The organism is Bradyrhizobium sp. CCBAU 11357 (assembly GCF_028128865.1).
In the GTDB taxonomy this organism is placed as follows: domain Bacteria; phylum Pseudomonadota; class Alphaproteobacteria; order Rhizobiales; family Xanthobacteraceae; genus Bradyrhizobium.
The window spans coordinates 754,995-775,581 of record NZ_LBJW01000017.1; the positions used below are offsets into that span (position 1 = coordinate 754,995).

General features: G+C 65.6%; 20 protein-coding genes. 9 read left to right on the forward strand and 11 right to left on the reverse strand.

From position 1 onward, the window contains the following. Positions 1-3: 3 nt before the first annotated feature. Genes XI05_RS08765 through XI05_RS08775 form a run of 3 tightly spaced genes read left to right on the forward strand, consistent with a single transcriptional unit; the run spans position 4 to position 2,802 of the window. The gene (locus XI05_RS08765; protein WP_271500519.1) at positions 4-1,101 is read left to right on the forward strand and encodes a Gfo/Idh/MocA family protein; all 1,098 of its coding nucleotides are present in this window, start codon (positions 4-6) and stop codon (positions 1,099-1,101) included. Positions 1,102-1,111: 10 nt separating this feature from the next. Further along, positions 1,112-1,756: a ThuA domain-containing protein gene (locus XI05_RS08770; protein ID WP_172783844.1), complete on the forward strand. Its 645-nt coding sequence runs from the start codon at positions 1,112-1,114 to the stop codon at positions 1,754-1,756. Then, on the forward strand, positions 1,753-2,802 hold the full coding sequence (locus tag XI05_RS08775; protein WP_271500522.1) for a LacI family DNA-binding transcriptional regulator: 1,050 nt from the start codon (positions 1,753-1,755) through the stop codon (positions 2,800-2,802). The genes XI05_RS08770 and XI05_RS08775 overlap by 4 nt, the downstream gene beginning before the upstream one ends. A gap of 85 nt (positions 2,803-2,887) precedes the next feature. Here the strand turns inward: XI05_RS08775 and XI05_RS08780 are convergent, their stop codons facing one another. From XI05_RS08780 to dctP, 6 genes are read right to left on the reverse strand one after another with little or no spacing between them, the layout of a single operon-like run. Continuing rightward, on the reverse strand, positions 2,888-3,775 hold the full coding sequence (locus XI05_RS08780; protein ID WP_271500524.1) for a VOC family protein: 888 nt from the start codon (positions 3,773-3,775) through the stop codon (positions 2,888-2,890). A 48-nt stretch (positions 3,776-3,823) separates the two neighbouring features. Further along, complete coding sequence (locus tag XI05_RS08785) at positions 3,824-5,344, reverse strand: malonate--CoA ligase (RefSeq protein ID WP_271500528.1); 1,521 nt, start codon at positions 5,342-5,344, stop codon at positions 3,824-3,826. After that, entirely contained in the window at positions 5,341-6,750 is a 1,410-nt protein-coding gene (locus XI05_RS08790; RefSeq protein WP_271500533.1) for a malonyl-CoA decarboxylase, read from the reverse strand. The genes XI05_RS08785 and XI05_RS08790 overlap by 4 nt, the downstream gene beginning before the upstream one ends. Positions 6,751-6,768: 18 nt before the next feature. Then, on the reverse strand, positions 6,769-8,124 hold the full coding sequence (locus XI05_RS08795; protein ID WP_271500535.1) for a TRAP transporter large permease: 1,356 nt from the start codon (positions 8,122-8,124) through the stop codon (positions 6,769-6,771). Next, positions 8,121-8,678 (reverse strand): TRAP transporter small permease, encoded by a 558-nt coding sequence (locus XI05_RS08800; protein WP_271500538.1) that lies wholly within the window; start codon positions 8,676-8,678, stop codon positions 8,121-8,123. The genes XI05_RS08795 and XI05_RS08800 overlap by 4 nt, the downstream gene beginning before the upstream one ends. Continuing rightward, positions 8,675-9,706, reverse strand: coding sequence for a TRAP transporter substrate-binding protein DctP (dctP, locus tag XI05_RS08805; RefSeq protein WP_271500541.1), 1,032 nt, complete (start codon positions 9,704-9,706; stop codon positions 8,675-8,677). The genes XI05_RS08800 and dctP overlap by 4 nt, the downstream gene beginning before the upstream one ends. A 123-nt stretch (positions 9,707-9,829) precedes the next feature. On the opposite strand from dctP, the gene XI05_RS08810 reads away from it, so the two are divergent. Together XI05_RS08810 and XI05_RS08815 are read left to right on the forward strand one after the other, a co-directional pair. Continuing rightward, positions 9,830-10,513, forward strand: coding sequence for a GntR family transcriptional regulator (locus XI05_RS08810; RefSeq protein ID WP_212254701.1), 684 nt, complete (start codon positions 9,830-9,832; stop codon positions 10,511-10,513). A gap of 228 nt (positions 10,514-10,741) precedes the next feature. Next, positions 10,742-11,929: a CaiB/BaiF CoA transferase family protein gene (locus XI05_RS08815; RefSeq protein ID WP_271500543.1), complete on the forward strand. Its 1,188-nt coding sequence runs from the start codon at positions 10,742-10,744 to the stop codon at positions 11,927-11,929. Between the two features lie 2 nt (positions 11,930-11,931). Here XI05_RS08815 and XI05_RS08820 read toward each other — a convergent pair whose 3' ends face one another. After that, on the reverse strand, positions 11,932-12,654 hold the full coding sequence (locus tag XI05_RS08820; RefSeq protein ID WP_271500545.1) for a DUF72 domain-containing protein: 723 nt from the start codon (positions 12,652-12,654) through the stop codon (positions 11,932-11,934). A 90-nt stretch (positions 12,655-12,744) separates the two neighbouring features. On the opposite strand from XI05_RS08820, the gene XI05_RS08825 reads away from it, so the two are divergent. Next, on the forward strand, positions 12,745-12,960 hold the full coding sequence (locus XI05_RS08825; protein WP_271500548.1) for a hypothetical protein: 216 nt from the start codon (positions 12,745-12,747) through the stop codon (positions 12,958-12,960). A gap of 1 nt (position 12,961) precedes the next feature. Here XI05_RS08825 and XI05_RS08830 read toward each other — a convergent pair whose 3' ends face one another. The 4 genes from XI05_RS08830 to XI05_RS08845 form a co-directional block, all read right to left on the reverse strand. Continuing rightward, entirely contained in the window at positions 12,962-14,110 is a 1,149-nt protein-coding gene (locus XI05_RS08830; protein ID WP_271500551.1) for an amidohydrolase, read from the reverse strand. A 244-nt stretch (positions 14,111-14,354) separates the two neighbouring features. Beyond that, positions 14,355-15,440: a mandelate racemase/muconate lactonizing enzyme family protein gene (locus XI05_RS08835; RefSeq protein ID WP_271500554.1), complete on the reverse strand. Its 1,086-nt coding sequence runs from the start codon at positions 15,438-15,440 to the stop codon at positions 14,355-14,357. A 151-nt stretch (positions 15,441-15,591) separates the two neighbouring features. Further along, positions 15,592-16,785 carry a M20/M25/M40 family metallo-hydrolase gene (locus XI05_RS08840; protein WP_271500557.1) on the reverse strand — a complete coding sequence of 398 codons (1,194 nt, stop codon included), beginning with the start codon at positions 16,783-16,785 and terminating at the stop codon, positions 15,592-15,594. Between the two features lie 68 nt (positions 16,786-16,853). Then, on the reverse strand, positions 16,854-18,095 hold the full coding sequence (locus tag XI05_RS08845; protein WP_271500560.1) for an MFS transporter: 1,242 nt from the start codon (positions 18,093-18,095) through the stop codon (positions 16,854-16,856). Between the two features lie 234 nt (positions 18,096-18,329). Here XI05_RS08845 and XI05_RS08850 point away from each other — a divergent pair, with 234 nt between their 5' ends. The 3 genes from XI05_RS08850 (at position 18,330) to XI05_RS08860 (ending at position 20,479) form a co-directional block, all read left to right on the forward strand. Next, positions 18,330-19,760 (forward strand): TAXI family TRAP transporter solute-binding subunit, encoded by a 1,431-nt coding sequence (locus XI05_RS08850; RefSeq protein ID WP_271500563.1) that lies wholly within the window; start codon positions 18,330-18,332, stop codon positions 19,758-19,760. Positions 19,761-19,901: 141 nt separating this feature from the next. Continuing rightward, the gene (locus XI05_RS08855) at positions 19,902-20,126 is read left to right on the forward strand and encodes a hypothetical protein (RefSeq protein ID WP_271500565.1); all 225 of its coding nucleotides are present in this window, start codon (positions 19,902-19,904) and stop codon (positions 20,124-20,126) included. A 170-nt stretch (positions 20,127-20,296) separates the two neighbouring features. Further along, complete coding sequence (locus XI05_RS08860; RefSeq protein ID WP_172783856.1) at positions 20,297-20,479, forward strand: hypothetical protein; 183 nt, start codon at positions 20,297-20,299, stop codon at positions 20,477-20,479. Positions 20,480-20,587: the final 108 nt, after the last annotated feature.

Sequence of the window (20,587 nt, forward strand, 5' to 3'; positions counted from 1 at the left end):
ATAATGAGAAAAGTCGGCGTCGGAATCATAGGCTGCGGGGTGATCAGCACCGCCTACCTCAAGGCGGCCCAGCGCTTTCCGGTGATGGAGGTCAGGGCGCTCGCCGACATGCGCAGCGAGGTTGCCGAGCGCCAGGGAGCGGCATTCGGCTTGCCGGGAATGCGGGTCGACCAATTGTTGAAGCGCGACGATGTCGAGATCGTCGTCAATCTCACGGTGCCGCTCGCCCACACCGACGTCAGCCTGGCGGTGCTGAACGCCGGCAAGCACGTTCATTCGGAGAAGCCGCTCGGCATCAATGTCACTGAGGCGCGCAAGGTCATGGAGCTCGCCGCACAGAAGAACCTTCGCGTCGGCTGCGCGCCCGATACGTTCCTCGGCGGCGGCCATCAGACCGCGCGCAAGCTGATCGACGACGGCGCGATCGGCACGCCCGTCGCGGGCAGTGTCTTCTTCGGCTGCCCCGGCCACGAGCGCTGGCATCCGGCGCCCGGCTTCTACTACCTGCGCGGCGGCGGGCCGATGCTCGACATGGGGCCGTATTACATCACCAATCTCGTGCAATTGCTCGGCCCCGTCGCCAGCGTGATGGGCTCGACCGCGCGTCCGAGGACCGAGCGCGTCGTCACCAGCCAGCCGATGAACGGCGCGCTGATTCCGGTCGAGGTCGCGACCCATGTCGCGGGAACGCTGGAGTTCGAAAGCGGCGCAGTCGTGTCGATCGCGATGAGCTTCGACGTGCCGAAACATCGGCATGCGCCGATCGAGATCTACGGCGACAAGGGCAGCATGCTGGTGCCCGATCCAAATCGCTTCGGCGGCGAGGTGCAGGTGGCAAAGACCGGCGGCGAATGGGAGGCGATGCCGCTGACGCACGGTCACGTCGAGGGCGAGTTCCGCTCCATCGGCGTCGCCGACATGGCTGGCGCGATCCTGAACGACCGGCCGCATCGCGCCAGCGGCGCGCTCGCCTTCCACGTGCTGGAGGTGATGGAGGCGTTCCAGACATCCGCCGACGAGGGCCGCCGCGTCAAGATCGAGAGCCGCGTCGAGCGGCCGGCGATGCTGCCGGCCGGACGTGAAACCGGACAGATCGACTGAGGGAATGACCATGCGCAAGGCAATGATTGTATGGGGTGGCTGGCCGGGACACGATCCCGATCTCTGCGCTTCGATGATCCGCGGCTGGCTGAAGGCGGAAGGTTTTGAGGTCCGGATCGAAACCACGACCGAGGCATTCGGCGATCCCAAAATCCATGATCTCTCGTTGATCATCCCGATCTACACCATGTCCAAGATCGAAAAGGCGGATGCGCTGAATCTCTGCGCTGCGGTGCGCAGCGGCGTCGGGCTCGCCGGCCATCATGGCGGCATGTGCGATGCCTTCCGCGATTCTGTGGACTACCAGTTCCTGTGTGGCGGGCAATGGGTTGCGCATCCCGGCAACATCATCGATTACAAGGTCGACGTGACCAAGCCCGACGATCCCATCATGAACGGCCTGAAGAGTTTCGAGCATCGATCAGAGCAATATTACATGCACGTCGACCCCGCCAACGAGGTCCTGGCAACGACGACTTTCACCGGTGAGCACGCGCCCTGGATCGAGGGCGTGGTGATGCCCGTGGTGTGGAAGAAGCGCTATGGGGCGGGGAGGGTGTTCTATTCCTCGCTCGGCCACCGCGCCTACGAGCTCGACGTGCCGGAGATACGCACGTTGATGACCCGCGGCATGCTGTGGGCCGCGCGCGAATGACTGACAGCGCGACCCAGCCGGTTGTTCGAGCCACGCTCGAGGACGTCGCGCGCGCGGCGGGCGTTTCGCTCGCCACCGTCGATCGCGTCGTCAACCGGCGCGAGGGTGTCCGCGCCAAGACCGTCGCGCGTGTCGAGGCCGCCGTGGCAAAGCTCGGCTATCGCGCCGATGTTGCCGCGGCGCGGCTCGCCCGCGGGCAGACGTTCCGGTTTGCTTTCGTGCTGCCGACCGGCAGCAACAGCTTCATGACCAATCTCAGCGAGCAGGTCGCGCGCACCGCGGGCTGGCTCGCCGGCCATCGCGGCTTCATCGACATCCACCATGTCGACGTGTTCGACCCCGACGTGCTCGCCGGTGCGCTGGAGAACCTCTCGCCGGCCTATCAGGGTGTCGCCGTCATCGCGCTCGATCATCCCAGGGTTCGCGCCGCGATCGACGAGCTCGTCGCGCGCGGGGTTGCCGTGGTGACCCTGGTGTCTGACGCGCCGAGCTCGTCCCGGGTGCACTATGTCGGGATCGACAATCCGGCCGCGGGCCGCACCGCCGCCACGCTGATGGGGCGCTTCCTTGCCGGGCGCGAGGGCACCGTCGCCGTGATTGCGGGATCGTTGTCGCTGCGCGATCACACCGAACGGCAGTTCGGCTTCCACCAGATCCTGTCGAGCGAGCATGCGAACCTGTCCGCACTCCCCGTCATCGAGGGGCGCGACGACAGCGACCGCACGCGGGACCTCACGGCCGCTCTGCTCGACCGCCATGCCGACCTCCGCGGCATCTATTGCTGCGGCGCCGGCAACCGCGGCATCGCCGATGCGCTCGAGGCTTCGGGCCGCGCGCGCGAGGTGGTCTGGATCACCCATGAGCTGACCGAGCACACCAGACGGTTCCTGGTGCGCGGCACGCTCGATGCCGTCATCAACCAGGATGCCGGCCATGAGGCGCGGTCTGCGGCGCGAGTCCTGCTTGCGCATTGTTCGGGCGAGCCGATCAGCCCCGACCAGGAGCGCATCCGCATCGACATCTTCCTGCGGGACAATCTGCCGTAGAGCATGATCCGGAAAAGTGTGAAGCGGTTTTCCGAAAAGATCATGCTCAAACAATAACTTGACGCGCGCAATCGCGACGTGAGGATTACCCCTCGTACTGGTCCGGCCTCATCGCCCATGACGATTCGTCGTGGCCGAAGGCGTAATTGCGGTTGTTGAGCGCCGGATTGCGGTTGACCATCGGCCGCATGAACATCGGATGGGTCGCCGAGCGCACCTCGTGCTCGACCGTGAACAGCTTCTTGCCGCTGTCGAGGTCGACGATGTCGCAGAACCGGTACTGGTATTGATTGTCCTCGCGGGAGATCAGCTTGCGCGCGAGCAGCTTGCGGTAGGGGCCGGAGAAGTCGGTGATGTACATCTGCACGTGGTGACCGTCATACTCCCCCGGCGGCCGGTCGGTCTCGCGGAACAGCAGATGCTGGTTGCGGCCCGTCGTCACGGCGGCAACGGCGGCCTCGCCGTTCCGCAGGCTCGCGGGCATGCCCATGATCTCGGGATAGAAGGCGCAGATGCCGGCCGCCGATCCCTTGGGCACGTCGAACTCGACATAGGGAATGCCGAGCGCGATCCGGCCGAACCGCGCGGCGTCGGGCTCGTAGCAGCGCACGCGGTTACCCCAGGGGCAAACCGCCTCGACGTGGTCGTTGTGCTCCCTGAATGCGAAAGCCGTGCCCTCGAGCTTCTTCGCAACGGACCCGAGCCGCGCCAGCAGCGCCTCGCGGCCTTCGATGACGAGGCCAACGTGTCCGCGCAGCACCTGCGGCCGGCCGCTCGGCAGATGAAACTGGCTCCGTCCGGCGTTGATCCACATGTTGGTGTCGGACACCATCAGGTAGGGGTCGCGGGTGAGCCCGAGCCCGGCGACGTAGAACAGCGTGGCGAGGCGCTGGTCCGGGACCTGGATGTTGACGTGCTCGAAATGGATGGCGTTGCCGAGATCTTCTGCGGATCGGTCGAATTGTTGCGGCATGGGTGTGCACTTCTCGCTGGGGGACGAACGCGTGCATCTTAAAGCATGCTAAGCCCGGCCGGAATAGAGATCGGCAAAGCGTTCGCGCAACACGTTCTTCTGGACCTTTCCCATCGCGTTGCGCGGCAGGCCGTCGACGAACACGACCCGCTTCGGCTGCTTGAATTTCGCCAAGCGTCCCGACAGCGCGGCGAGAATGGCGCGCTCGTCGACCGACGAGCCCGGCGAGCGAACCACCGCCGCGGTGACCCCCTCGCCAAAATCGGCGTGCGGCACGCCGACGACCGCGCTCTCGGACACGCCCGGAATCGCGTCGATCTCGGTTTCGATCTCCTTGGGGTATACGTTGAACCCGCCGGTGATGATGAGGTCCTTGCCGCGCCCGACGATGTGCAGGTAGCCGTCCGCGTCGAGCTTGCCGAGATCTCCGGTGATGAAGAAGCCGTCGGCGCGGAATTCGGCCGCGGTCTTGTCCGGCATGTTCCAGTAGCCCGCAAACACGTTGGGCCCCTTCACCTCGATCATGCCGACGTCGCCGACCGGGAGCATTGCGCCGGTCTCCGGATCGGTGACGCGAACCTCGACGGCGGGGAGCGGCCGGCCGACCGAGCCGGCAAAGCGGGGCCCCTCATAGGGATTGGAGGCGATCATCCCGGTCTCGGTCATGCCGTAGCGTTCCAGGATCGCATGCCCGGTCCGCGCCTTCCAGGCCCGATGTGTCTCGGCCAGAAGCGGCGCCGAGCCGGCGACGAACAGCCTCATGTTGGCGGTGCTTCGCTCGATCAGGTCAGGGCTCTCGAGCAGGCGGACATAGAAGGTCGGTACGCCCATCAGAACCGTGCTGCGCGCCATCGTCGCCAGGATGCGCTCGGCGTCGAACTTCTGCATGAACAGGATGCGCGCGCGTGCGGCGAAGGAGACATTGCAGGCCACGAAGAGCCCGTGAACGTGATAGATCGGCAGGGCATGGATCAGCACGTCCTTGCTCGAATAGCGCCACTCCTTTACGAGCGTCAGCGCGTTCGAAGAAAGGTTGCCGTGCGTCAGCATGGCTCCCTTCGAGCGGCCGGTCGTGCCCGACGTGTAGAGAATGGCGGCGAGATCGTCGTTCGTCCTGGCGACGGTGTCAAATCGCGCCGGGAAGTCTGCCACGGCCTGGACGAGCGAACCCTTGCCGCGCTGATCGAGCGTCTCGACCCGGCCGCCTGCCTTGGCGGCGATGGCCCGCAAATCGGCCTCTTCCCTGGGATCGCACACGATCAATGTCGGCTGCGCGTCGCGGATGAAGTACTCGGTCTCGGCCGGCGTATAGGCGGTGTTGAGCGGCAGATAGACCGCGCCCGCGCGCAGCGTTGCAAGATAGAGCGCGACGGCCTCGACGGATTTCTCCACCTTGGCCGCGACGCGGTGGTTCGGGCCGATGCCGATGCTGGCGAGAAAGTTCGCGAACCCGCCGCTGAGGGCGGCGAGTTCGGCATAGCTCAACGCCGTGCCGTCGTCCTTCTCGATGCAGATGGATTGGTCGGACTCCGCGCCGGCGAGCAGGCGGTCGTACAGGTTCGAGCTCATGACGAGATCTTCCGTTGCGAGTTGGTGTGAGGACTGGGAACGAGGTCGCGCGACGACAGTTTCGCGCGAAGCGCCTTCTTCACGTTGTCGGAAGCGACGACGGTCCCGGCTTCCGCAAACGCCTCGTGGTTCGCCTCGATGTGCTCGAGCGCGTAGAGATAGTTCACCATCAGCCCGTACGACTGCTTCATGCCCTTGGCGGAGGCGTCGCCGAGGAAATTCAGCCGTTCCAGGCGCGCGCCGTTGCCGAGATGGAAGCGGGCGACGGGGTCCACCGGCTTGCCCGACGGCAGCTTCGCCTTCAGGAAGTAGTAGGCGGCGAGCGCGGTGATGGCGTCTTTCCCCTGCGCAATGTCGCCGCCGTCCTCGATCGCGGCCATCGCGCGGCGCGTGTCGTCGTCGATCGCAGCCGATGCTTCGCTCTTGAGCTCGCGCCGCGCCCAGCCGGCAAAGCCGGGCACTGGCGACAGGGTGACGAAGGTCTTCAGGTTCGGCAGCTCGCGGGCGAGATCCTGCACCACCTGCTTGATCAGGAAGTTGCCGAACGAGACGCCGGCCAGGCCCTTTTGCGTGTTCGAGATCGAGTAGAACACGGCGGTGGTCGCCTCGTGCGCGGCAATCGCCTGGCGCGACTTGTCCAGCAGCGGTCCGATCGCGCCGGGAATCTCGCGTGTGAGCGCGACCTCGACGAAGATCAGCGGCTCGTCCACCAGCTGCGGATGGAAGAACGCGTAGCAGCGGCGGTCCGGCGGCTCGAGCCGGTTGCGCAAATCGTCCCAGTCCTGGATGGCGTGGACGGCTTCATACCTGATGATCTTTTCCAGGATGTTGGCCGAGGTGGTCCAGTCGATCGGTCGTAGCACGAGGAACCCCCGGTTGAACCAGGACGAGAACAGGTGAACGAAATCGTCGTCGACGGCCTGCAGCTCGGGATGCTCGCGCAGCAGCGCGAGCAGCACCTCGCGCATCCGCACCAGCGAGGCCGTTCCTCCCGGCGCGAGGTTGAGGCGCCGGATCAGCTCCTGCCGGCGTGGCTCCGCGGCGGCATGGAGCGCCTCGAGCTTGCTGCCGTCGCCACCCTCCTTGCGCTGGTAGGCGGCGATCGCGAGCTCGATGGCGCGGCGGTCGGGCCCGAACCGGTCGGCGAGGGAGGATAGAAATTTGAGCCGCTGCGGCTCGGCCGCGGCTTCGAACGCGGCAAGCAGCGATTGCGCGATCGCAACGCCGGAGGCTTCGCCCCGACGCGACAGCAGCGCCTCGCCCAGAAGCGCGAGGTCGCGATCCTCGCTCGTCTCGCGCTCCGGCTTGATGCCGAGAACCGCGCGGCCGCGTTGTGTCAGCGTGTCGATCAGTCCTTGCAGGAATTCGGGCGCCGCGATGCGTCCGGATCGGATGTCGTTCAGCATGGTTCGTGCCTCCTCGGTTTATCGCGATGGCGGACCCATCACGAGGTTGGGCAGAAAGGTGGAGATCGAAGGGACCAGGCAGAGCAGGATCACCGCGAACGCCATCAGCACGACGAAAGGCAGCGTGCCCCAGATCACGTCGCGCAGCGGGATGTCGGGCGCGATGTTCCTGATGACGAAGATGTTGAGTCCGACCGGCGGATGAATGAGGCCCATCTCCATCACGATCGTCATCACCACGCCGAACCAGATCAGGTCGAAGCCGGCGTCCTTGAGCGGCGGCAGGATGATCGGCGCGGTCATCAGGATGATCGAGACCGGCGGCAGGAAGAAGCCGAGCACCACCACCAGCACCAGGATCGCGCCCAGCAGCACCCATGGTGACAGATGCATCGCTACGATCGCCTGCGCCGCGCCCTGGCTGATGTGGAGATAGCTCATGACGTAGGAGTAGAGCAGCGACATGCCGATGATCAGCATCAGCATGGTCGATTCCTTCAGCGTCGATTCCAGGATCGGGCCGAGATCCCGCGGGCGCCACACGCCGTAGATCGAGGCGATCAGGACCAGCGCCAGGATGCCGCCGAGGCCGGCGGTCTCCGACGGCGTCGCATAGCCGCCATAGAGCGCGATCATGACGCCGCTGAGCAGCACGACGAAGGGCAGCACGCGCGGCAGCGCGCCGAAGCGCATCGCCATGGTGAAGCGCTCGTTCGACAGGATCGGATGCTGTGCCGGATCGGCGGCATAGGCGCGCTGCGCCGCCTTGTACTCGGCCTTGAACCTCAGCACGGCATAGGTCGCAAACAGCAGCACCAGCAGAAGGCCCGGCCCGATGCCGGCGAGGAAGAGACGTCCGAGCGACTGCTCGGCGGCGACCGCGTACAGGATCATGGTGATCGAAGGCGGCAGCAGGATGCCGAGCGTGCCGCCGGCGGCGATCACGCCGGCGGCGAAGCCGCCGGAATAGCCGCGCTTGCGCATCTCGGGAATGCCGGCGGAGCCGATCGCCGAGCAGGTGGCCGGAGACGATCCCGCCATCGCGGCGAACAGCGCGCAGGCGAACACGTTGGCGATGCCGAGACCGCCGGGGATGCGGCCCATCCAGACATGCAGTGCGCTGTAGAGGTCCTGTCCCGCCTTCGACTTGCCGATCGCGGCACCCTTCAGGATGAAGAGCGGGATCGCCAGCAGCGTGATCGAGGCCATCTCCTCGTAGACGTTCTGCGTCACCGTATCGAGCGATGCGGCGGGCATGAAGTAGTACATGAAGATGACGGCGACCGCGCCGAGCGCCAGGGCGATCGGCATGCCCGAAGCCATGACGGCGAGGGTCGCACCACCATACATCAATCCGACGGCAAGCGTGCTCATTTGCTCCTCCATGTCTCGAGGCTCGCGGCCAGCTGAAGCGCGATCTGCAGCGTCATCAGCGTCATGCCGAGCGACATCATGCTGTAGGGAATCCACAGCGGCGGGGCCCAGGTCGATCCGGACACCTGTCCGTCGACCCAGGCTTCGTGGAACAGCGTCCAGGATTTCCAGGCGAAGAAGGCGCAGAACGATAGGCTCGCGGCGTCGACCACGAGCATGCGGATCGCATTGCCGCGCTTCGAGAGGTAGCCGGTGAGGGCCTCGATGCCGATATGGCCGCGCCCGGCCTGCACGAACGCGGTGGACAGGAACGTGGCGCCGACCAGCAGGAACACCGCAGCCTCGTCCTGCCAATAGGTTGCCGCGTTGAAGAAGTAGCGCGCGGCCACGCTGTAGCTCAGAATCGTGCTCGAGACGATGAGCGCGATCGAGCAGAGCACGACGATCGCCCTGTTGAGCAGGGTCATCGCGCGCGCGATGCGTCCGACCGGGGAGCCGGGTCGCGCCGATGTCACGGCGGTGGAATGGCCGAGATCGATGCCGTGCGCGCTCATGAGCCCGCCTCCATGGCGAGCTTGATCAGGCGGGCGCAGTTCTCGTTCTTGCCCGCGTAGTCCTTCCAGGCCGTCTCGCGCGATAGATCCCGCCAGGCCTGAACCGTCTTGTCGTCGAGATCGTGCACCGTCGCGCCGGCGGCCTGATAGACCTTGGCGACACGAACGTCGTCCTCCACCGCAGCATTGCGGCCGAACGCTTCGAGCTGGGCGCCGACCGAGACGATGATGTCGCGCTCCTCGTTCGACAGCCGGTCGAACACCGCCTTCGACATCACGAGCGGCTCGAGCATGAACCAATAGCTCTTGGCCCGGCCCGTCGTCAGATGCTTGGCGAGCTCCTCCAGGCGGAACGAGGTCAGGCTGGTGGAGGAGGTGAGGGCGGCATCGCACGCGCCGGTCTGCATCGCCGCATAGAGCTCGTTGGAGGGCAGCGACAGCACCGAGGCGCCGGCAGCCTGCAGCACCAGATCCATCTCGCGCGAGCCGCCGCGGACCTTCATGCCCTTGGCATCGCCGACTGCGACCAGCGGGCGCGAACGGCTGGCGACGCCGCCGGCCTGCCAGATCCAGGTGACGATGACGAGGCCCTTGGCGGCGAGGAATTTGGTGAACTCCTGGCCGATCGGCTTGTTCTTCCAGCCGAGACCTTCGTCGTAACCGGTGACGAGGCCCGGCATCAGGCCGATGTTCAGCTCGGGAAGATCGCCGCCGGCGTAGGAGATCGGGATGAGGCTCATGTCGAGCGCGCCTTTGCGCATCGCCGAAACCTGCGCGTTGGTCTTCATCAGCGACGAGCCCGGATAGATCTCGGCGGTCATCGCGCCCTTGCTGCGCTCCTGGATCAGCGTCGCGAAGCGCCGGCACAGCCGGTCGCGGAAATCGCCCTCGGTCGCGGTGCCTCCCGGAAACTGGTGCGAGATCTTCAGGGCCGTGGCCGCGCGCGCCGCTCCGAACCGGAGCAGCGCCGGGGTCGCGATCCCCAGGGCCAGAGTTTGGGCCAGGGCTTGGCGTCTTGTAATCCTCATTCCATACCTCCCGTTGCTAGATTGCATTTTTTATTTCTAATCTTGCATACAATTCATATATGAACTGCATGCTGTATGTTTTGTCAAGCGTATGGTATGGAATTGCAGGATTGGATGTATACAATGAGCCAGGCCTTCAGACTCAAGCAGTCGATCGAAGACGCTGTGATTGCAGGGGAATTTCAACCCGGCGATCGCTTGGACGAAGCCTCGCTGGCGGAGCGATTCGGCGTGTCGCGGACGCCCATTCGCGAGGCGCTGCTGCAGCTCGGCGCCGAAGGCTTCATCGATGTCCGCCCGCGACGCGGCGCCATTGTCAGCGTCCCGTCGCCGACCCGGCTGTTCGAGATGTTCGAGACCATGGCGGAGATCGAAAGCGCCTGCGGACGGCTGGCCGCGCGGCGGCTGACGCCGGACAATGATGCGGCGATGGAAGCTGCGCACCGGGCCTGCGAGACGGCCGCGCGAAACGGCGACAGCGAGCAGTATTACGCCGACAACCGCAACTTCCATGAAGCGATCTACCGCGCCAGCCGCAATAGCTTCCTGGCCGATCAGGCCTTCGCCCTGCACAAGCGCTTGAGCGCCTATCGCCGCATCCAGCTGCGGGCGCGCAACCGGCTGCTGCAATCGTTGCAGGAGCATGCCGGCATCCTGGAGGCGATCCGCGCCGGTGACGAGCAATTGGCCGCAACGCGCCTCCACGACCACGTCCTGGTGCAGGGCGAACGGTTCTCGGACATGGTCCTCGGCCTTTCAAGCGCCGGCCAGTCTCCTGCCGAAGGCAGGAGGGAGACCGCGAAATAGACGTGGGTTGTTCGCCTCTGCTCTCCGAGAGTTCTCGGAGCAATGATGAGAAGTCCCGCTGGACTGAGCGTAGAAGCCGGGAGTTTTCGCCCGAATGTCTCATTCCCGATCTGCAGAGGATGCTGATCGGCCTTGGATGCTGATCGCTACCGCGAGGCCTGAGCGCTGGCCCATCTTGCCGCGGCAACCATTCCCTGTAATCTGAGCAAAACACTGGGGAAGAAGCCGATGGGAGGAGTCTTGGAGGGCGTGCGCGTGCTCGATTTCGGGCGCTATATCGCCGGGCCCTATTGCGCCACATTGCTGGCCGAGTTCGGGGCCGAGGTCATCCGCATCGAGAAGCGCGACGGCAGCGAGGATCGATTCGTCGCGCCGGTGGGCGAAGGCGGCGAGGGCGCGCTGTTCCTCCAGGTCAATCGCAACAAGAAGTGCATCACGCTCGATCCGATGAAGGCGCAAGGCCAGGAGGTGATGCGCCGCCTGATCGCGACCGCGGATGTCGTGGTCGCCAACCTGCCGCCGCAGACCCTGCGCGTGATGAAGCTCGACTACGACTCGCTGAAGGCGATCAAGCCTGACATCATCCTGACCACGGCGACCGCGTTCGGTGGGCCGGGCCCGTGGTCCGACCGCGTCGGCTTCGATGGCGTCGGCCAGGTGATGTCGGGATCGGTGTACATGACAGGCACCGGCGATCCCCCGTATCGGGCCGCGGTGAACTGGGTTGATTTCGGCACCGCGCTGCACTGCGCCTTCGGCACGCTTGCCGCGCTGATCGAGCGCGGCAAATCCGGGCGCGGGCAGATCGTCGAGGGCGCGCTGCTCGCAACGGCACTGTCCTTCACCAATGCCACGCTGATCGAGCAGGCCGTCATCAACGTCAACCGCGTGCCGACCGGCAATCTCGGCCAGACCGCGGCTCCTGCCGACATCTACCGCACGTTGGACGGCTGGGTACTCTGCCAGGTCACCGGTCATCCGCTGTTCAAGCGCTGGGCGCGGCTGATGGGCGAGGAGGAGATGTGGCTGAACGATCCGCGCTTTGCCGATGACATCAGCCGCGGCAACAACGGCCGCATCATCAGCGAGCGGATGGCGCGCTGGTGCGCCGAGCGCACCACGCAGGAGGCCGTCGATGCGCTGGGCCAGGCGATGATCCCGACCGGCCCCGTGCTCTCACCGCAGCAGGCGCTGGATCATCCGCATATCCGCGCCGCCGGCTTCATGCAGGACGTCGACTATCCCGGCCTGCCGAAGCAGGCGCCGGTCGCCCGCGCCGCGGTGCGGCTGTCGGAAACGCCCGGCGAGATCGCAAGCCGCCCGCCGACGCTCGGCGAGCACACCGATCGCGTCCTCGCCGAGCTCGGCTACGATGCGGACGAGATCGCGGCGCTTCGGCAGAGCGGTGTCATCTAGCATCACAGCAGCAGCTTCAGCGCCTTGGCATCGGCCGGTGCTGCGCTCTTCTGGTCGTTGTCGAAATAGACGTAGACGTCGCAGCCCTGGCGCTTCCACGACGTGATGCGCTTGGCCCATTGCGCCAGCGTGGCCTTCGTATAATGCCCGTGATAGCGCCCGCTTGGCCCGTGTCCGCGCACATAGACGAAATCCGCGGTGCGCCTCCACGGCGCCGGCGCATCGTGATGGTCGGAGAGGCACAGCGAGATGTTCTCCTCAGTCAGCATGCGCAGGATGCGCGGCTGATACCAGCTCGGATGACGGAATTCGAAACTGTAACGCCGCTTTCGCGACAGCAGCTTGAAGAACGACGCGAGCCGGTCCGCATTCGCCTCGAATTGCGGCGGCAGCTGGAACAGGATCGGGCCGGCCTTGCCGCCGAGCCTGGAGATGCGGTCCTCCAACAGCTCGAGGCTGTTGACGGAGCGGTCCGACAGGCGCTTCCAGTGCGTGATGAACTTCGACGCCTTCCAGGCGAACACGAAATCGCGCCCGGTCTGCTCCCGCCATCCCGTCACTGCCTCCGGCGTCGGCGTGCGGTAGAACACCCCGTTCAGCTCCGTGGTGTCGAACTGCCCGGCATAGTAGCGAAGCTGCTGCTTCAGCGTCACGCCTTTCGGGAAGAACGGGCCGCGCCAGGAGGCGTAGTGCCAGCCCGAAGTTCCGATCAGAACGCGCGCCATGTTTCACGTGCCATCCGTTGCCATTTGCCGGAGGGAACGTCCGTACGGCCGATACGTTTCTCGTGGGCATCCACACGAGGACCGGAACCGATGTACGCGCTGTTCGAAGGCAACAAGCAGATCGGCAATCCCTTTCCGACCGAGAAGGAGGTGTGGGAAGCCGCCTTGATCGAAGGCCTCGTGACCGATGTCCCGGTCGCCGACGAGGAGGACGGTCACCTCTTGCCCGCCGGCTATCACGTCGAGCGCGTGGACGAGACATTCGCACCGCGGCCGGATTGGAAGCTGCCGCGCGAGATCTCCTGAGCTAGTTCGACGCCAGCGCCGCCTTGGCGACCTCGGCCATCCAGCGCGAGGCCACCGGCAGGATCGCGTCGTTGAAATCATAACGCGGACCGTGCAGCTCCGCGCCGTCGCGCAAGGGCCCGTTGCCGATCCAGACGAAGGCGCCCGGCCGCTGCTGCAGATAATGGGCAAAATCCTCGCCGGCCATGCTGGGGGCGAGATCGCGCCGCACCGGCGCCTGCACCTTCTCCGCGGCGATGCGCGCGAGGTCGGCCTCATCAGGCGTGTTGATCACGACGCCGACACCCCAGACGATCTCGGGCGTGACCTTGACGCCGAAGCTGGTCGCGATCCCGGCGCAGGTGCGCTCGATGCCGTCGAGAATGGTGTCCTTGACCGCCTCGCGGTGGTAGCGCAGCGTGCCGCGGATGGTGACGCGTCCGGCGATCTGGTTCGGCGCGGTGCCGCCTTCGATCGTGCACAGCGACAGCACGGCGGTGTCGAGCGGATCGACGCCGCGCGAGGTGACCGACTGCAGCGCGACGATGAGGTGCCCGGCCGCCACCACGGGATCGCGGGTCAGATGCGGCATGCCGGCGTGCCCGGCGTGGCCCTCGATAGTGATGGTGATGCGCCCGCCGGAGGCCATGACGACGCCGTCGTGCACGGCGATGGTGCCGGCGGCAAGGCCCGGCCAATTGTGGAAGCCGAAGATCCGCTCCATCGGAAAACGGTCGAACAGCCCGGCCGCGACCATCGCGCGCGAGCCGCCAAAGCCTTCCTCGGCCGGCTGGAAGACGAAATCGACCGTGCCGCTCCAATCGCTGTCGGCGGCAAGCAGCGCCGCGGCGCCCAGCAGCGCGGCGGTGTGGCCGTCATGGCCGCATGCATGCATCACGCCTGAGGTCTTCGAAGCGTAGGGCAGGGCGGTGTCCTCGGTGATCGGCAGTGCATCCATGTCGGCGCGCAGGCCGACTCGCCTTTGCGCGTGACCGCGCGTCAGGGTCGCGACGATGCCGTGGCCGCCGATGCCGGCCTCGAAGGGAATGCCGAGCTCGGTGAGCTTGTCCTGCACGAAGGCGGCGGTCTCCTTCTCCTGCAGCGACAATTCGGGATGCGCATGCAGGTGGCGGCGCCACGCGGTCAGTTTCTGGTGCAGTTCGGGGGACAAGGCAGGTGTCTCTTGAGTGATGTCGGTTGCCGCCACCATAAAGGATTATCACCGCCATGCACCCCGCGCCTTGGAATGCCTCGCGTGCAGCAATGTGCTTTTTTCGTCATTCCGGGGCGCGCCTCTTGGCGCGAACCCGGAATCCATGGTGCAGCTCGCTCCGAGGCCCAATGGATTCTCAGGTGCGCAATTGCGCACCATAGCTCGCGACTTCGTCGCGCCCCGGAATGACGAGCAATGGGTGTTACGCCAGCTTCGCCAGCCCCTTCCAATCGAACCCGATCCCATGCCCCGGCCGCTCGGGCGCCAGCGCCAGCCCGTCCTTCAGCACCAGCGGATGCTCGATGTACTTGTCGAGCCCGAATCCGTGCGCCTCCAGATAGGATCGGTTCGGGCAGGCCGCGAGCAGGTGCACGGTGACGTCGTGCGCGCCATGACTGGTGACGGGCAGGTTGAACGCCTCCGCCAGCCGCGCGATCTTCATGAACGCGCTGACGCCGCCGCAATTGGTGACGTCCGGCTCGGGATAGGACACCGCGCCTGATGCGATGTAGTTCTTGAACTCCCACAGCGAGCGCAGATTCTCGCCCGCCGCGATCGGCACGCCGCCGGCCTGCATGATGCGCACATGGCCGGCGACGTCGTCGGGAATGATCGGCTCCTCCAGCCAGGTGAGGTCGAAAGGAACGAACGCGCGCGCGGCGCGGATGGCTTCCTCGACCGTCCATTTCATGTTGGCGTCCGCCATCAGCGGAAAACCGTCGCCGAGATGCTGTCGCATCGCCGAGACGCGCGCGACATCGGACTTGAGCTCGGGCCGGCCGACCTTCATCTTGATGGCGCGAAAGCCCTTGGCGAGATTGCCGTCGGTCTGCTTGAGCAGCGCATCGACGGAGAGATCAAGGTCGATGCCGCCGGCATAGCACGGCACGTGCGCATCGAAGCCGCCGAGCAGGCGGTACAGCGGCAGCTTGGCGCGCCGCGCCTTCAAATCCCATAGCGCGATGTCGAGCGCCGAGAGCGCCAGCACCGCCGGCCCGCCGCGGCCGCCATAATGCAGCCCCCACCAGACATGATGCCAGATCGCTTCGGTATCATCAGCCTCGCGCCCTTCCACCAGCGTCGGGATCTCGCGCTTGAGAATGTCGGCCACAGCGCCGCCATTGCGCCCGACCGTGTAGGTGTAGCCGACGCCCTCGGCGCCATCGGCATCGCGGACGCGGCAGGTGATGAGCTCGAACGCCGTCATGTCGCCATGCGTGGAGTCCGACAGCGTGACGGGGAGGGGGATCCGGTAGAGGCCGGTCTCGATATTTGCGATGCGCGGCATGTAGCCTCCCTGTTTCTTCTTTTGGTTCGTAGGGTGGGTTAGCCAGCGGGTTGCGCGAAGCGCAAACGCTGGCGTAACCCACCACTTCTGTTGCCTTGGATGGATACGATGGTGGGTTACGCTGACGCTAACCCACCCTACAAAGCCCAACTCACCGCATCGTCGCGAGTTGCACCGCCAGCGCACAGGCGCGGTCGTATTCGTCGAGATTGATCCATTCGTCCACCGTGTGCGCCTCGTTCTGGCCGGCGCCGAAGGTCACGGTCGGAACGCCGTGGCGGACCATCCAGTTGGCATCGAGGCCGCCATTGGCGGCGCGCACGTTCGGGGTTCCGCCCACCGCAGACACCGCCTCGATCGCGCGCTTCACGACGGGGAGGTTCTCCTTCATGCGGAACGGATAATAGTCGGTCTCGGCCTTGAACTTGACCTTGCCGGACTTGCCTTGCGCATTGGTCACCTTCTTGGCCGCCTTCTCGAACGCGGCCTTGTAGGCCTTGGTGATCTCCTTGAAGAACTTTCCGTCATGGCTGCGGCTCTCGCCGCGCACATGCACGTAGTCGGTGACGACATTGGTGGCATCGCCCGCAGGGCGGCCTTCGCCGCCGGTGACGGGGCCGACATTGCTGGTGCCTTGCTGCTTGCCCTTCACCACCTTCCCGAACCAGCCGCCGGCCTTCACGTCGGCCAGCGCCAGCGCCATGATCATGGTCGAGGAGATGCCGCGCTCGGGCGCGACGCCGGCATGCGAGGCGCGGCCAAGAATCTCGACGGTCCAGCGGTCGGCGCCGACGGCTCCGATCACGACGTTGGAAGCCGAGCCGCCGTCATAGTTGAAGGCCATCACCGGCTTGCCGAGCTCGTCGAGCTTGACGTGACGCGCGCCGTAGAGACCGCTCTCCTCGCGCACGCAGAACAGAAGCGTGATCGGCGGATGATCGAGCTTCTGCTTGGCGAGCTCGGCGGCCAGCGTCACCAGCACGCCGCAGCCGCAGCGATTGTCGCCGCCGAGCGCGGTCTTCGCCTGGTTGACGATCTTGCGCCCGGACAGCTTTGGCTTGGCGCCGGCGCACAGCGGCACGGTGTCCATGTGGGTCATGAACATGATCCGCGGCTGGTTGTGCAGCGCGCCGCGGCCGGGCAGGTCGACGATGAGGTTGCCGGTCTCGGTCGGCACAGGAATGCGCGTATTGGCGTCGTCGAGCCGGATCGCCTTCGCCGGCACGCCGGCCTCCTTCAGCGCAGCCGCGAGCTCCCGCCCGATCGCCGCCTCCTGTCCGGTGACGCCCTCGACAGCGAGGAAGCGCATGAGACGATCGGTGGCGGCTTTGGTGTCGACAGGCATGGACTCGAATTCCCCTTGATGCGGATGGCGGCGCAGCATCCCCTGCGCTTTCGCATTTCGCAAGGGGCTCAGACGCGCTGCGTGTAGATCAAGAAGATCAGCACGCCGAGCGCCAGCGCCGCCGCCATGAACAGCAGCACCGCCGGCAGTCCCGCGAGCGCGGCCACCGCGCCGGTGACGGATTGCATCAGCGCGGTGCCGAGAAAGAAGGCGAGATTGACGGCCGCAAGTGCTTTCCCTGCGACCTGCGCGTCGACCAGCTGCCTGGACATGCCGAACAGCAGCGGCTGCGCCGAGGTGAAGAGCCCGATGAGCACGAACAATGCCAGATCATAGGACGGCGGCATGACGGTCACGCCGAACAGCCATGCAACGGCAAAGTGCGGGGCTCCCAGCGCCATCAGCGCGAGCAGCAGCGCCGCGATCGCATGCGTGCCGGCGACCAGCTCGCGGCGGCGGCCGAGCCTGCGGTCGATCATGCCGACCAGCAGCGGGCCTGCGATCATCGCCAGCGTGAACGCGCCGAGCTGGTTGCCGGCCTCGACCCGCGTCAGTCCCTTGATCTCCATCAGCCAGGGTCCGCCCCACAGGCCGCGCAGCACCAGCGAGCTCGCCAGCGACACCATCGCCAGCGCGATCACGCCGCGCAGCGGCCGCGACAGGCCGAGCCTCACCACATCGATCATCTGCGACAGCGGCGAGGACGAGTCCTTGTGCTCGGCCGGCTGGTGCGGCACCAGCACGAACACCGCGAGCGCGACGAGGATGCCGCCGATCGCGGAGAGCCAGAAACCGGCACGCCAGCCGTAAGTGTCGATCACGAAAGCGAGCGGGCTCGCCGACAGCAGCATGCCGATATTGCCGATCGAGAGGATGGCGCCGGACCACAATCCGAACCGCGCCGCCGACAATTGCTTGGCGGCGAGCGTCATCGGGCACATCAGCATGCCCGAGGTGGCGACGCCGAGCAGCAGCTGCCCGACGGCGAAGCTCTCAGGCCCCGTCGCAAATCCCGAGGCCACCGCGCCGAACACGGTTCCCGCCAGCAGACCGAGCGAGACCGGCCGCACGCCAAATCGGTCCATCGCCGCGCCGACCGGGATCTGGGAAGCCGCAAAGGCGAAGTGATAGACCGACGTGAGGCTCGCCAGCGCCTGCGGCTCGATGTGGAAATCCGCCGCCATCAGGTCGAGGCTCACCGCCGGAATGGTGCGCAGCAGGGTCGACAGCATGTGGCCGCAGGCGAGCGCGACCAGCGCGAAGATCAGCGCGCGGGTGGCTGTGCCCGCGTCGTTGGCGGCCGTGGTCATGAGCGTCCCGTCCCGAGAAGGTTTTGGGTGGGGTTACATGATCGCGGGGGCGGGCGCCAATGGCGGCAGTGGGACCCCCTCATGCCGGAATGTGGCTTCTCCGGCCGCGACCAGTCGCTTGGCAGGCTCATCCATGTCGCGGCGGTCTGAACCAGAACGAGCGCCAAGACGTTATGCCGGCAAAACGTGGTATCCTGCAGACCAGGAGCGCCATGACTTGCGGTGGCAGCGGCAATGTCCTCGTCCGAGAGCACAAGTCAGACGACCGGTGACGCGGCCCGCCGGGAGCGGCGAAGGAGCAATTTTCTGCTGTTGCTTCTCGCCGTTGGATTTCTCGTCTTCGGCGTCGCAGCGGGTGCGCTCTATTACGCGTTGCGGCCGGAGATTCTCCGGATCGCCGTCGGGCCGCCTGGCAGCGACGACTACAAGGTCATTCAGGCGATGGCCGATGCGTTCGGCAGCGAAAGCCGAACTGTCAGGCTGCGTCCGGTCAAGGCCGACGGAGCGATGGAAGCTCTCGCTTTGCTTGGGTCTGGCAAGGCCGATCTTGCCGTCGGCCGTGGCGACCTGGACATGCCGGCCGAGGCGCAGACCGTCGCCGTCATACGCAAGAACTTCGTCGTGCTCTGGGCACCATCCGGGCTTGCGGGCAAGAGTTCGAAAAGAAAGCCGTCGCCGAAGATCAAGGAGGTCGCCGATCTCTCAGGGCGCCGTGTCGGCGTGATCGGGCGGACGCCGGTGAATCCCGCGCTGCTGCGGGTCATCCTGAGCGCCGCCGGAGTGCAGCCCGACAAGGTCGCCGTGGCGCAGTTCGGCACCGACCAGATCGATGAGCTCGCGCGCGATCTCACCCTCGATGCCTTCATGGCGGTCGGGCCCCTCGACAGCAAGATCACATCCGACGCCGTTGCCGCAACGGCGCGGGCGCGCGGCGAGCCGAAGTTTCTCGCCATCGAGGCATCGGAAGCGATCGCCATCAAGCATCCCCGGTATGAATCGGAGGAGATTCCGCCCAGCGTCTTCAATGCGGATCCGGCCTGGCCGGGTGACAAGGTTGAAACTCTCAGCGTGAGCCATCTGATCGTGGCGAGAAAGAGCCTGCCCGAAGCGACGGTCGCCGCGTTTTTCCGTCAGCTCTTTGCCGTTCGTCAGGCGATCGCGAGGCAGGTCCCAGGCGCTGCGCACATCACCAAACCCGACCTCGAGAAGGACGCCGAGCTGCAGGTCCACCGGGGCGCGGCGGCCGTCATCGACGGCAACGAACGCACGTTTCTCGACCGGTATGGCGACTATTTCTGGTTCGGACTCCTGCTTCTCTCTGGAATGGGCTCCGCCGCCGCCTGGTTGCGCCGCTATTTGAACCGCGACGAAAGGGACGACAACACCAGCCATCGCAACAGAATCCTGGCCATGGTTTCCAGCGCGAGGACCGCGGAATCCAATCAGGAGCTTGTGGCATTGCAGCGCGAGGCCGATATTATCATCGCCGAGACGCTCGAATGCTATGATGACGGCGCGATCGAGCAAGAGGAGCTCGCGGCCTTTGGACTGGTGCTCGACCTCTTGAGCAATGCCCTCGCCGAGAGGCGAGCCGCACTGCAACGTACCACCCTCGAAACGGTTCGGGGCGCGGTAGGAAGCCATGGCGTTACCCCGCGGGCATAAAGCGTCGTGGCGCCTCCGTACTGCGCGCGACGGTTGCAGTAGTTGCCTCGGCATACTCATCTTCGTCATCGAGCGCTTCCGTCGGCGGATATAGGAACAAAAAAGACATCGTCTCTCTTACCTCGGTAAGGAGACCTGATCATGCTGTCCTCGAGACCACCACGGCCCATTCGCACAACGCTCGATCTTGCGAGCGCCGAGCAGGTCAAGTCGGTACGCAGGCGGCTTCGCATCTCCAATGCCGATCTGGTCAGGATCGTCGACAAGATCGGCAATTCTCTGACGGCCATCGAGAAGGAAGTGGAGCTCGAGAAACTGGCCGCTCAGCAGTGTAATGCCAGGGACGCGACGACGACCCTCGAATGAATCCGAGCCATCACGTCGAAAAGGAGAATTGCGATGAACGGTCTGATCTACCTCATAGGGCTCGTCGTTGTGATCGCGGCCATACTTTCGTTCTTTGGCTTGCGATGAGCGCGACGGTCCTGCAGCCCGACGCACCACCGATCCGGTGAAGCAATCTCGCGTGCACCAAAATGGTTGATCCGCACCAGGTCAATACCATCATAGCGACGACGGTCTGCGCGGTCTTCAAGGACCTTCCCGACGCTCAAATCGGAACTGAAGAAGCCAAGCTGCTGGCGAAGCAGATCACTGAAGCGCTGAACGCAGCTGGGCTGCAGATCGTCCCTGTGGATCCGGCGATCAAACGGCCCTAGAGCGTGATGAGATCAGGTTTGATTGCTACAACGTAAGTGCACTCCCTCTCCCGCAAGCGAGAGCTTTGCACAAAAGGGGAATTTGCGATTCTCTGGGCCATCGTGGAG

Excerpts from the sequence above, each read along its gene's own strand:
- XI05_RS08770 (WP_172783844.1), top strand. The coding sequence starts at position 1,112 with ATGCGCAAGGCAATGATTGTATGGGGTGGCTGGCCGGGACACGATCCC.
- XI05_RS08850 (WP_271500563.1), top strand. The coding sequence starts at position 18,330 with ATGTCCTCGTCCGAGAGCACAAGTCAGACGACCGGTGACGCGGCCCGC.
- XI05_RS08785 (WP_271500528.1), bottom strand. The coding sequence starts at position 5,344 with ATGAGCTCGAACCTGTACGACCGCCTGCTCGCCGGCGCGGAGTCCGAC.
- XI05_RS08835 (WP_271500554.1), bottom strand. The coding sequence starts at position 15,440 with ATGCCGCGCATCGCAAATATCGAGACCGGCCTCTACCGGATCCCCCTC.
- XI05_RS08780 (WP_271500524.1), bottom strand. The coding sequence starts at position 3,775 with ATGCCGCAACAATTCGACCGATCCGCAGAAGATCTCGGCAACGCCATC.
- XI05_RS08845 (WP_271500560.1), bottom strand. The coding sequence starts at position 18,095 with ATGACCACGGCCGCCAACGACGCGGGCACAGCCACCCGCGCGCTGATC.
- XI05_RS08860 (WP_172783856.1), top strand. The coding sequence starts at position 20,297 with ATGGTTGATCCGCACCAGGTCAATACCATCATAGCGACGACGGTCTGC.
- XI05_RS08855 (WP_271500565.1), top strand. The coding sequence starts at position 19,902 with ATGCTGTCCTCGAGACCACCACGGCCCATTCGCACAACGCTCGATCTT.
- XI05_RS08775 (WP_271500522.1), top strand. The coding sequence starts at position 1,753 with ATGACTGACAGCGCGACCCAGCCGGTTGTTCGAGCCACGCTCGAGGAC.
- XI05_RS08820 (WP_271500545.1), bottom strand. The coding sequence starts at position 12,654 with ATGGCGCGCGTTCTGATCGGAACTTCGGGCTGGCACTACGCCTCCTGG.
- XI05_RS08800 (WP_271500538.1), bottom strand. The coding sequence starts at position 8,678 with ATGAGCGCGCACGGCATCGATCTCGGCCATTCCACCGCCGTGACATCG.
- XI05_RS08795 (WP_271500535.1), bottom strand. The coding sequence starts at position 8,124 with ATGAGCACGCTTGCCGTCGGATTGATGTATGGTGGTGCGACCCTCGCC.
- XI05_RS08815 (WP_271500543.1), top strand. The coding sequence starts at position 10,742 with ATGGGAGGAGTCTTGGAGGGCGTGCGCGTGCTCGATTTCGGGCGCTAT.
- dctP (WP_271500541.1), bottom strand. The coding sequence starts at position 9,706 with ATGAGGATTACAAGACGCCAAGCCCTGGCCCAAACTCTGGCCCTGGGG.
- XI05_RS08825 (WP_271500548.1), top strand. The coding sequence starts at position 12,745 with ATGTACGCGCTGTTCGAAGGCAACAAGCAGATCGGCAATCCCTTTCCG.
- XI05_RS08790 (WP_271500533.1), bottom strand. The coding sequence starts at position 6,750 with ATGCTGAACGACATCCGATCCGGACGCATCGCGGCGCCCGAATTCCTG.
- XI05_RS08765 (WP_271500519.1), top strand. The coding sequence starts at position 4 with ATGAGAAAAGTCGGCGTCGGAATCATAGGCTGCGGGGTGATCAGCACC.
- XI05_RS08840 (WP_271500557.1), bottom strand. The coding sequence starts at position 16,785 with ATGCCTGTCGACACCAAAGCCGCCACCGATCGTCTCATGCGCTTCCTC.
- XI05_RS08810 (WP_212254701.1), top strand. The coding sequence starts at position 9,830 with ATGAGCCAGGCCTTCAGACTCAAGCAGTCGATCGAAGACGCTGTGATT.